The following is a 12,079-nucleotide window of genomic DNA, read 5'->3' on the forward strand; positions in this document are numbered from 1 at the left end:
TATGGTATTCGGCTTAGTTGTGATTTATGTTCTTACTGCAATTGTACTTTTTGTGGTCGGAATTATTCAGATTATTATTAAATCATCCAGGAACGAACCGGTGAAGCCAGGACTAAAATTGCTTATTATATCGGTAATTATGGCGGTAATCGGTTTTGGTGCTTGTGCCGTATTGCTTTTCAATAGTTAATTTAAAAATAAAAAGTATGGGGATTTTTATCGTATATTGGATAATTGTTGTCTTATTGTTTTTCATTGGCATCATTCAGATAATCGTAAAGGCGACTAAAGATCAGCCTGTTAAACCCGGGCTTAAGTTGGTTATTGCTTCAGTTATTATGCTGGTAATTGGGGCAGGAGCATGTGCGGTAATTCTTTCCAATTTAAATATTGGCCATTAGTTAATTATTGGTTTGTTTGAACCATTTTTTAGGTTTTATTACGTCTCATATCTCACACCTTATATCCGACTTCTCATATTTACAGTCTCAAATCTCAATAATTAACTTCCTCCTTTGCCCTTTAAATAATATCTTTGCATTTTATAATTCTTGAACCAGGATTTTAGCGCTCGTGAGTCTCAAATCTAAGGTCTCGAATCTCAAATTTCAATAAATGAAAATATCATATAACTGGTTAAAACAATTCGTACAAATTGATAAAACACCTCAGGAGCTTTCTTTAATTCTTACCAACGTTGGTTTAGAGGTAGAAAGTGTAGAAAAAGTGCAGCCTGTTGTGGGCGGATTAGAGGGCTTGGTTATCGGCGAAGTATTAACCTGTGTTCAACATCCCAATGCCGATCGTTTGCGCATTACTACGGTAAATGTTGGCGGTAAAGAAAACCTTCAGATTGTTTGCGGTGCGCCAAATGTAGGTTCTGGTCAAAAAGTTGTAGTGGCTACTGTCGGTACTACGGTATATCCTTTAGAGGGAGAACCTTTTAAGATAAAAGAATCAAAAATCAGGGGCGAACTTTCACAGGGGATGATCTGTGCCGAAGATGAAATTGGTTTAGGCAAATCGCATGATGGGATTATGATTCTTGCTGAAGATACCGAAGTTGGGATCCGTGCAAAAGATCACTTCAAAATGGAAGATGATTTTGTTTTCGAAATTGGGTTAACCCCGAACCGTGCCGATGCAGCTTCGCATTTAGGTGTAGCTAGAGATTTAGCTGCTTATTTCAGGAGTGAATACGAAATGCCTGATATTTCTGCATTCAAAACGGATAATGAAAATTTGGTTATCCCGGTTGAAGTTGAAGATTTGGAAGCTTGCCCGCGTTATAGCAGCGTTACCATCTCGGGCGTTACCGTAAAAGAATCGCCTGAATGGTTAAAAGATAAATTGAAGGTAATCGGTTTACGTCCGATCAATAACGTTGTTGATATTACCAATTATGTGCTTCATGGTTTAGGTCAACCTTTACATGCGTTCGACGCCAATAAAATTACCGGTGGAAAAGTAATCGTGAAAAAAGTTGCCGAGGGAACACCGTTTATAACCCTTGATGATGTGGAGCGTAAGTTAAGAGCGGATGATTTAATGATCTGCAATGCTGAAGCACCAATGTGTATAGCGGGGGTTTTCGGTGGGAAATCTTCGGGTGTTGATACCAATACGCAAAATGTTTTCCTGGAAAGTGCTTATTTCAATTCTGTTTCTGTTCGTAAAACTTCGAAAAGACATGGTTTAAAAACCGATGCCTCTTTCCGTTACGAGCGTGGTACCGATCCGGAGATTACGGTAACGGCATTAAAATATGCGGCCTTGTTGATCAAAGAACTGGCTGGTGGCGAAATTTCTTCTCCAGTTGCTGATATTTATCCAAACCACATCAAGCCGTTTGAGTTTGAAGTAAGTTATACCAATATCAATAAATTAATCGGCGCAAATATTCCTTCTGCAGAAATTAAACACATTATTACCGCTTTAGGCATCTCGGCAACCAATACTTCTGATGATACTTTAGCTTTAAGGGTACCGTCATTTAAAGTGGATGTAACCCGCGAATGCGATATTACAGAAGAGGTATTGCGCATTTACGGTTATAACAATATCGAAATCCCTTCGAAGGTAAATGCCTCGCTTTCTTACAGCATTAAGCCTGAAAAAGAAAATACACATAACGTAATTGCAGATATGCTTGCCGCTAACGGTTATGCCGAAATTATGTGCAATTCGTTAACCAAATCGGCTTATTCGAAAAATTTAGACGAAGCCGTATTTATTTTAAATCCGTTAAGCAGTGATTTAAATGTAATGCGCCAGAATTTATTGATGCCGGCTTTAGAAAGTGTAGCTTACAACCAGAACCGTAAAAATGCGGATGTGAAGTTTTACGAATTTGGTAAAACCTATCATTTAATTAACGAGAAGTATGTGGAGCGCCCAAGGTTATTGTTGTTAATTTCTGGTGCTAAACAAAGTGAGCAATGGAACCACAATGCCAAACCGGCAACTTTTTATAATTTAAAATCAGCAGTTGATGCCATTATATCCCGCTTAGGTATTACAAGTTATCAATCTGAAGCGTTGAACGACGAAAACTTTGCTTATGGCATTAAATATTTTCGTGGAGACAAAACTTTGGTAAGTTTCGGTGCTGTTTCAAAAGCCGACCGTAAAGTGGCTGATGTAAATGCTGAAGTATTTTATGCCGATTTTGATTGGGCTGTTTTGCTGGATATTGTGAGGAAAAATAAAATCGTACACAAAGATGTTGCTAAATATCCGCAGGTACGTCGCGATCTTTCCTTATTGATTGATCAGCATGTAACTTTCGATACGTTGAAAGGAATTGCTTTTAAAACTGATAAAAAACTGATCAAAGAAGTTGGTGTGTTCGATGTATACGTTGGTGATAAATTGCCTGAGGGGAAAAAATCTTATGCATTGAATTTTATTTTGCAGGACGAGGAACAAACCTTGACCGATAAGCAGATTGAGCATACCATGCAGAAATTAATCGCGAATTTAACGGCACAAGCTGGCGCAGAAATTAGGAAATAAAATATAAATTCGTATTTTTAGAAATAAATTCATGGCTTCTGTTGCAGATCAATTAGATAAAGTATTACAAAAAACGGCCCAGGTACTGGCCTTATGTAATACGCTACAGGAAGAAAATGATTTATTAAAGCTTGAAAATCAATCGTTAAAGGTAGCACTCGATACGGCGAAAGGTAAGAATGTAGAACTTGATGAAAAATTAAGGGTTACAAAATTGGCCAAGAGTATAGAGGGGGCAAGTGAAAAATCGCTTGACATTAAACAAAAAATTAACGATTTTGTGCGGGAGATTGATAAGAGTATTGCATTATTAAAAAAATAGTGATGCAGGGAAATCAGAAACTAAGCTAACAAATGGGAGAAATCTCGATTAAAATAACCATTTCCGACCGTATTTATCCACTAAAGGTAAATATGGAAGAGGAAGAAATTGTGAGACGGGCAGCGAAAATGATCAACGAGCGCATAAAGGATTATCAGGATAATTATGCGGTTAGAGATAAGCAAGATCTTCTTTCTATGGCTGTATTGCACTATGCAACGGCTGTATTAAGAACAGAAAATAAAGTACAAAACCAGGATACTGCTGTTGCCGATAAAGTTGAAGAATTGGATGTTTTACTCAGTAATTTCTTTTCAAAATAAGGTTCGTTCTTTCGGCATTCGTAACGTTGGATTATTTCAGCGTTTAGGCAATGCCCATATTTAGCATAAAAACATAGCCGTAGCTAGTTTTTGAGTTTCAAATTTTATAAAACTTAACACTTCAATATCTATAGGGTTAAGAGGGCGTATTTCATCTGCTTTGGCACCTGAAAATGGCTTAAACCCTAATTATGCTTAGTTGAGGTTTAAAATGTATGAGACTTTAAAAATTAGTTGCGGTTTTTTTTTACATAAAAAACAAAATGGAAATAGTTGAAATATTAGGATATGTATTTGCCGTAATAGCGGGTATAGCTATTGGAGTAGTAATAGGAAGATTTCTCCTGCGTAACTTGCTTAAGCAGCAGGAAATTGCTGCACAGAACAAAGTGAAAAAGATTTTAAAAGATGCAGAAAACAATGCAGAGATTTTAAAAAAGAATAAACTTTTAGAAGCAAAAGAGAAATTTTTACAGTTAAAAGCCGAGCACGAACAAGAAGTTAGTTCCAGAAACAATACCATTAACCAGCGCGAAAATACCATGAAGCAGAAAGAGCAATCGGTAAATCAGCGTATGGAAAATTTTAATAAAAAAGAACAGGAACTCGATAAGCAAAAAAGTAACCTCGAAAAACAAACTGAGCTTGCTATTAAAAAGCAAGAAGAGGTAGAAGTGCTTAAAAATCAGCATTTAAAACAATTGGAAACCATTGCTGGCCTTTCTGCTGAAGAAGCTAAAGAACAATTGGTAGAAAATTTGAAACAGGAAGCCCGTACACAGGCTATGATGCAGGTGAAGGATATTGTAGATGAAGCCAAATTAACGGCTAGCAAAGAAGCTAAAAAAGTAGTGATCCAAACCATTCAGCGTACTGCTACAGAGGCTGCAATCGAAAACTCTGTATCTATTTTTCATATCGAAAGCGACGAAATTAAAGGTCGCGTTATTGGTAGAGAAGGTAGAAATATCCGCGCTTTAGAGGCTGCAACCGGTATTGAGATTATTGTAGATGATACACCGGAAGCCATTATTTTGTCAGGTTTCGACCCGGTAAGAAGAGAAATTGCCCGTTTGGCTTTACACCGTTTGGTAACAGACGGTCGGATCCACCCGGCACGTATTGAAGAAATTGTAGCCAAAACCAAAAAACAGATCGAAGATGAGATCGTAGAAATTGGAGAGCGTACGGTAATCGATTTAGGTATTCATGGCCTGCACCCTGAGTTAATTCGTATGGTTGGCCGTATGCGTTATCGTTCCTCATATGGTCAAAACCTATTACATCACTCTCGTGAGGTAGCTAATTTCTGTGCTACTATGGCTGCAGAATTAGGCTTAAATGCTAAATTGGCTAAACGTGCAGGTTTATTACACGATATTGGTAAAGTGCCTGATGATAATCCAGAATTGCCACACGCTATTTTAGGTATGCAGCTGGCTGAAAAATACAAAGAACATCCAGAAATTTGCAATGCCATTGGTGCCCACCACGATGAAATTGAGATGACCTCAATGATTTCTCCAATTGTACAGGCTTGTGATGCCATTTCTGGCGCCCGCCCGGGTGCACGTCGTGAGGTGGTGGAAAGTTATATTAAACGTTTGAAAGATTTAGAAGAACTGGCTTTATCTTACCCAGGCGTAGAAAAAACTTTTGCCATTCAGGCCGGTAGAGAATTACGCGTAATCGTAGAAAGTGAGCGTATTACCGATGCACAGGCAGAACTTTTAGCTGCTGATATTTCTACCCGCATCCAAACGGAAATGACCTATCCGGGGCAGATTAAGGTTACCGTAATCAGGGAAACCCGTTCTGTTGCATTTGCGAAATAATACTTTTAAGACCTGATAGGTTTCAAAAACCTATCAGGTCTATTATATAAAGCGATGGATATTCCATCGCTTTTTTTATTTTTACATAATGAGCAAGCAAACCATTAAAATTGAACCAAAGAGACCCGTTGATGTACTTTTTGACAAGTACGCAGAAAGTCACCAAAACCCAACCAATAAACTGGTACACTGGATCTGTGTTCCGTTAATTGTATTTAGCTTATTGGGTTTAGTGTGGCAAATTCCTTTTCCGCATCTCGGTTTTCTAGGTAATTATAATGGTTTTTTTAACTGGGCTTCGTTTCTGTTGGCCTTTAGCTTGTATTATTATTTCACTTTATCGCCGGTTTTATTCTTCATGATGATCTGGGTGGTGGGACTAATGAGTTACATCATTGTTAAAATTGAACAGGTAGTAGGTTTAGGCAGCGGAACCGCTTACGCCATTTATGCCGCAATATTTGTAGCCGCCTGGGTGGGGCAGTTTATCGGACACAAAATAGAAGGGAAAAAACCTTCTTTTTTAGATGATGTTAAATTCTTGTTAATTGGCCCGATCTGGTTATTGCACTTCATTTGCAAGAAAGTGGGTATTCGTTACTGATCAAAAATGCTTGTTAATATTTAGTTAACTTTAAAGTAAAGCAATCTTAATTAACATCTAACTTACAGTTAACACTGTGGTAATAATTTTGCCCTTATCAAATAAAGGCAAATTGGAATTACTAAACTCTTTTAAAAGAGCGGCACTTACTGTGTTCGCTTTAACGATCAGCATACTTTCGTATGCACAGACCGGAAAAATTTCTGGAACGGTTACCGATAAAAAAACGGGAGAAACCTTAATTGGGGTAACGGTTAAGATTAAAGGTACAACTAAGGGTATGGCTACTGATGTGGATGGCAAATACACTATATCAGGCTTAACATCACAAAAATATACTTTAGTATATCAATATGTTGGTTATACAACCAAAGAAATCAGTGATATCGACGTCTCGGATAGCAAAATTACTACACTAAATGTGATACTTGAGGAAGCCAACTCTCAGAATTTATCTGAGGTTGTTATTCAAGGCTCTTTCAAAAAAGAAAGTATTAATGCTTTGTATGCTCAACAAAAAAACAGCATTAGTATTTCAAGTGGTATTTCTGCGGAAATTATTCAAAAATCTCCTGATAGAAACACTTCTGAAGTATTAAAAAGGGTAAGTGGCGCCAGTATTCAAAATAATAAATTTGTAGTTATCAGAGGGCTTGCAGACAGGTATAATACTTCTATGCTTAACAACTCTTTATTGCCCTCAACTGAGCCAGATAAAAAAGCTTTCTCTTTTGATATTATACCTGCAAATTTAATTGATAACTTAATAGTATATAAAACGGCATCTCCTGATTTACCAGGTGATTTTGCTGGTGGTATTATACAAGTAATTACTAAGGATGTTCCAGATCAGAGCTATTTAAATTTTTCCACTAGCTGGGGTTATAATACACAATCTACTTTTAAGGATTTTACTTCTAATGAGAGAAGTGGTAGTGAATATCTTGGACTTATTGATCAGGGAAGAAAATTTCCTTCGTCTTTTCCGAAATCTTTTCAAACGTATAATCCACTTCCTGCACAGGATAAGGTAAATTTCTCTAAACTTTTACCAAATGCTTATGCTGAAAACAGCTATAAAGCACTTCCTTCTCAAAATCACCAGATTACTTGGGGTAACCGGAAAGATTTCGAGAATGGCGGATCTCTAGGAAGTGTTCTTTCATTGTCATATAGAAATTCACAAAATATTAATCCAGTTCAAAGAAATGATTATCAGAATAATTTCAAGGATATTTACTATGATTATAATGATACACAGAATGTTTTCAATACAAGTATTGGGGTATTGGCAAACATTACTTACAAAAAAGGTAAGAATAAATTTGGTTTTAAAAACCTGCTAAATAATGTTTTAGAAGATATATATACACAGAGAAGTGGATTCAATACCAATATTGACGCTAATCTGCGTTTTAACAACTCTGATCAAACCCGCAAAACAATATATAATACACAGCTGGAAGGCGAACATCAGTTTGGCAAAGCTGACCAAAAAATTAACTGGAACTTAAGTTATTCTAATATTAACAGAGATCAGCCTGATTTAAGGTCTATTTATTATCGCCAGGTTGGGGGAAGTACTTCAAATGTTTACTCGCTTGTTGATCGTAACAGCCGTCGATTTTTTGCAGAAATGAAAGAGGATAATTTTTCAGCATTAGCTAATTATTCTTTGCCGTTCTCATCGTTTAGCAAAAAAAGCATCTTTAAAACCGGGTTTTTGTGTATGTACAAAACCAGAGATTTTAAGGCCAGAATCTTTAATTATCTATACAATACTTCAGGATCTGCAAGTTATGATGAGCAAATACTGAGCCAGCCAAAGGATATCATTTTTAATCCTTCGAACATGGCAACTTCAGGTGGTTTCTATTTAAATGACTTTACAAGTAATACCGATTCTTATCAGGCACAAACACTCTTAAACGCTGGTTACTTAATGCTTGATAATCATTTTGGTGAAAATTCGAGGTTAACTTGGGGAGCCAGGGTCGAACATTATCACCAGAATATCGATTATATTGATTTAAGTGGAACTGCAAGAAGTTTTGATCAGACCTTTTTTGATGTATTGCCTTCGGTGAATTATACTTATTCAATCAATGAAAAAAGTAATTTCAGGGTTTCAGGATCAAGAACTGTTTCGCGTCCAGAATTAAGGGAACTTGCTCCTTTTACATTTTACGATTTCGTAAGCCAGACGTCTACTTTAGGTAACCCAATGTTGAAAAGGGGAACGATCAATAATGCTGATTTACGCTATGAACTATATCCTAAAGCAGGAGAAGCAATCACTTTCTCTCTATTCTATAAAGATTTTAATAATGCAATAGAGCAAACTTTAGATGAAGGTGGAACTCCTGAACGTCGTCAGGTTAATTATTTAAATATAGGTAAAGCTTATTCATTCGGCGCAGAGGTAGATATTAGAAAGAGATTTGATTTTATCAGTGAGACAGGATTTTTCAATGACCTTACTTTCTTTGCCAACCTGAGCTATATTAAATCAGAAGTTAAACTAAATACCATTGGGTTGAATGCCAGGCCATTACAAGGTCAGTCGCCATACTTAATTAACGCAGGTTTACAATATGCTAATGAACCGACTGGTCTTACTTTTACGGGACTTTACAACAGAGTAGGACAGCGAATTGCATTCGTTGGAAATACCTTAATCCCTAATATCTGGGAAAATTCAAGAGATGTAGTAGATTTCCAGGTTAGTAAAAAGCTATTGAAGAATAAAGCAGAGTTGAAACTTAATGCCGGAGATATCTTTAATCAAAAAAGCATCTTTTACTTAAATATGGATGATAAAACCAATTTTGACAGTAAGGTAGATAAACAATATGTAACATCAAAATTCGGAACCAATTTCACCATTAGTTTTAGCTACAACTTATCATTTGCTAAATAACAATCAAATTATAATATAAAAACAGCAGTCTAGTAACACGGGTAACCTAATTTTAAAAAACAATTAATATGAAAATGAAAATCTCATTGGTAGCGCTTGCAATGGCTACAGTTTGTTTTACAGCTTGTAAAAAGAACAACGAAGAAACAGGAGCTACAGGGAATGTAGAAATCACAAACGGCGGAACTATTTCTGGAACCTATAAAGCTGGTCAGAATGTAGTTGTTCGTAAAGGAACAGTAACACTTTCGGGCTATACCTACTTTGAAGAAGGTGCAACATTGACAATCGAACCAGGAACCATTATTAAATCGAGTGTTGCTAATAAAGGAGCTTTAATTATTGAAAGAGGAGCTAAAATTATGGCAGAAGGAACAGCTAATGCTCCAATTGTATTTACATCAGGAAAAGCTGCTGCTGAAAGAGCTCCCGGAGATTGGGGTGGAATTATTGTACTAGGTAGAGCAACCGTTAATGCAAACAATCCAACTATAGAAGGTGGTGTTGGTAAACAGTATGGTGGAACGGTTGATAATGATAACTCAGGAATCATCAAGTATGTACGTATCGAATTTGCTGGTATTGCTGCTGAACCAAACTCTGAAATTAATGGTTTAACATTAGGCGGTGTTGGTTCAGGTACAACGCTTGATCATATTATGGTTGCTTATGGTAACGATGATGCCTTTGAGTTTTTTGGTGGGACAGTAAATGCGAAGTACTTAATTGCATATGCTACTGCTGATGATGATTTCGATTTTGATAATGGATATAAAGGTAAAATTCAATTTGCAATGTCTTTAAGAGATCCGAATTTTGTTGATGGTGGTGATGCTGGTAACGGTATTGAATGCGATAATAACGCAACAGGTTCAGATGCCACCCCAAGAACAAAACCTAACCTTTCAAATTTCACAATTTTAGGCCCAAATGGAGCTGCTAATACTGCTGCTAACCATAACTTTGCCAACAGATGGAGAAGAAATACTGCATTTGTGTTAAATAACTCAATTATGTTAGGTCACCCTAAAGGTGGTTTATCATTAGAGTCGAATGGTACTTATAACGCGTTCATCGATGGTACTTCTCAATTTAATAACAATATTATTTTTGCTCTTACAGCCCCTTTCAAATTAGGTAGTGATGTTACTGTAACTGGCGCTTCTGCTGCCGCTATTGAGGCAAAAGCTTTAGCTTCTGGAACAGTGAGTATAGCTTCTTCAGCTGCTGCTGGCTTAACAGATGCATTCAATTTAGCTGCTCCTAACTTGTTGCCAGCTACTGGTTCTATCGCATTAACTGGTGCTGTTTTTGCAGGTGATCAAAATGATTCATTCTTTGAAAAAGTGACATATAAAGGTGCTTTCGGAACTACCAACTGGACTACTGGTTGGGCTAGCTGGACACCTAAGACAAATGTGTACTAGTAGTATTTAAATAATTAGTTGTATTTAGAAAGCCAGATAGAGATATCTGGCTTTTTTATTAGAAACTTTAAGTATTTTAAAAATTATATTTTAATAATATTAAGTCTATAACTTGATTGATAGTTAATTTGCAATTAATATTGGTAGAGTATTTTTAATTATGAAAATACTAAATGAAAATGCTCTTAAAATCGTAATAGTTATGATTATTGGGCTTATTACAGTAACAAGCTGTAGAAAAGAAAACTTATCAATAAAAAAGGAACCTATTGTTAATACAGATGAACAACTTTATAATTTAATAATTAGTAGTGGTGTTAAATCAGAAAACATAAAGGATGTTGGGGAGTACTATCTAGTAGAGGGAGATATGTTGTTTAAGAAAAACAAATCTGATTTGCAAAGGGTTAGTCAATATTTGAAAGGGGGTGCTGATTTTTCTAGAAATTTAAAACAAACAATCCAGATGAATTCGCCGGGAGGTACACCTAATAAAATATCTCAATGGCGTACTAATAGTATAATTTCATCTCAAAATGTTGAAAATATAAAAGTTTACTACGATTCATATCCTAATCCGAATGGTGTTCCGTGGAGTTCTGCTTGGAAAGCAGCTACTGAAAACTGGCAGAATATCCCTAATTGTAAAATAAATTTTTATAATGATTTTAATAATAAATGGACCAATCAATATACAAATAATGCAATAACAATTATTGAGGGGGTTCCGTTAGACCCTAGTTCTTATGCTTATGCAGAGTTCCCAAATTCAGATAATGCAGGCTATAGTATACACATAAATACTAGTATTAATTTGTCCGAAGGTCAGAAAATATTTATATTGAGTCATGAATTAGGACATTGTTTAGGTTTTAGACATACAAATTGGCAATCAGACTGGAGAGAATATAATGCTCCACAAGGTGCTATCCAAATAGCAGGAACACCCACAACTGATCCAGCTTCTATCATGAATAATGGCGCAAGTTTTCAAACTGTTCCAAATTGGAGTTCATTTTCTTCTTATGATATTATTGCGGCTCAAACGCTTTATCCTTATGGTATATATGATAATTGGATAAATGACGTTAGTCCATTTGCTGGTTATGGTGATTCTGATTTACACCCGGAAATCACATGGAATAGTAATTTAGTCTCGTCGTCAACTGTTTCAATTGAAATTTATCAATATGGGATAAGTAAAGGCATTATAGCTTCAAATATTCCGAATAATGGTTCTTTTACTGGTAGTGATAATTATAGGTATAAATTACAACAGTCTAATCATGATTATTTCTATGTTCAGTTAAAAATAATTTCTGATAGTAATCCTTCGATAAGTGATATGACGAAAGCATTTAATTTTTTCTGGGATTAATTAATTTTAATTATTCTTAACAAATTAAAAATGGCAGGATTTAGGAATTGATGAAACTATTTTTGATCTAGGTGCTACTCCTAAATTCACATTAAATACGGGGTCAATTTTATTGGCGGGCGCTAGTTTTACAGGCTTAACCGGTTTTGATGTAGTGGCCTATCGTGGTGCATTTGGTACTTCAGACTGGACATCAGGCTGGGCTAACTTTACGCCTCAAACGAACGTATACTAAAATATCAAATAAAGATTAGA

11 protein-coding genes are annotated in these 12,079 nt (G+C 35.9%); all 11 read left to right on the plus strand.

Features of this window, described 5'->3' with window-relative positions; all coding sequences use genetic code 11:
* Position 1 precedes the first annotated feature (1 nt).
* The 11 genes from BLR60_RS17920 (at position 2) to BLR60_RS25340 (ending at position 12,059) form a co-directional block, all read left to right on the plus strand.
* Positions 2-190 carry a hypothetical protein gene (locus BLR60_RS17920; RefSeq protein ID WP_090502327.1) on the plus strand — a complete coding sequence of 63 codons (189 nt, stop codon included), beginning with the start codon at positions 2-4 and terminating at the stop codon, positions 188-190.
* Positions 191-206: 16 nt separating this feature from the next.
* Positions 207-401, plus strand: coding sequence for a hypothetical protein (locus BLR60_RS17925; RefSeq protein ID WP_090502329.1), 195 nt, complete (start codon positions 207-209; stop codon positions 399-401).
* Between the two features lie 214 nt (positions 402-615).
* A complete protein-coding gene (gene pheT, locus BLR60_RS17930; protein ID WP_090502331.1) occupies positions 616-3,015 on the plus strand; it encodes a phenylalanine--tRNA ligase subunit beta in 2,400 nt (799 codons plus the stop codon).
* Positions 3,016-3,046: 31 nt separating this feature from the next.
* On the plus strand, positions 3,047-3,337 hold the full coding sequence (locus tag BLR60_RS17935) for a hypothetical protein (RefSeq protein WP_090502333.1): 291 nt from the start codon (positions 3,047-3,049) through the stop codon (positions 3,335-3,337).
* Positions 3,338-3,369: 32 nt separating this feature from the next.
* Positions 3,370-3,660, plus strand: coding sequence for a cell division protein ZapA (locus tag BLR60_RS17940; RefSeq protein ID WP_029277272.1), 291 nt, complete (start codon positions 3,370-3,372; stop codon positions 3,658-3,660).
* A gap of 263 nt (positions 3,661-3,923) precedes the next feature.
* The gene (gene rny / locus BLR60_RS17945) at positions 3,924-5,495 is read left to right on the plus strand and encodes a ribonuclease Y (protein WP_090502335.1); all 1,572 of its coding nucleotides are present in this window, start codon (positions 3,924-3,926) and stop codon (positions 5,493-5,495) included.
* Between the two features lie 88 nt (positions 5,496-5,583).
* Positions 5,584-6,099: an Mpo1 family 2-hydroxy fatty acid dioxygenase gene (locus BLR60_RS17950; RefSeq protein WP_090502336.1), complete on the plus strand. Its 516-nt coding sequence runs from the start codon at positions 5,584-5,586 to the stop codon at positions 6,097-6,099.
* A 112-nt stretch (positions 6,100-6,211) separates the two neighbouring features.
* A complete protein-coding gene (locus BLR60_RS17955; RefSeq protein WP_167354773.1) occupies positions 6,212-9,019 on the plus strand; it encodes a TonB-dependent receptor in 2,808 nt (935 codons plus the stop codon).
* Positions 9,020-9,087: 68 nt separating this feature from the next.
* On the plus strand, positions 9,088-10,446 hold the full coding sequence (locus tag BLR60_RS17960; RefSeq protein WP_090502340.1) for a hypothetical protein: 1,359 nt from the start codon (positions 9,088-9,090) through the stop codon (positions 10,444-10,446).
* 160 nt (positions 10,447-10,606) lie between these two features.
* The gene (locus tag BLR60_RS17965) at positions 10,607-11,824 is read left to right on the plus strand and encodes a M57 family metalloprotease (protein WP_090502342.1); all 1,218 of its coding nucleotides are present in this window, start codon (positions 10,607-10,609) and stop codon (positions 11,822-11,824) included.
* A 112-nt stretch (positions 11,825-11,936) separates the two neighbouring features.
* Complete coding sequence (locus BLR60_RS25340; RefSeq protein ID WP_262502323.1) at positions 11,937-12,059, plus strand: hypothetical protein; 123 nt, start codon at positions 11,937-11,939, stop codon at positions 12,057-12,059.
* Positions 12,060-12,079: the final 20 nt, after the last annotated feature.

It is taken from the genome of Pedobacter terrae (assembly GCF_900100705.1).
GTDB classification, from domain to species: Bacteria; Bacteroidota; Bacteroidia; order Sphingobacteriales; family Sphingobacteriaceae; genus Pedobacter; species Pedobacter terrae.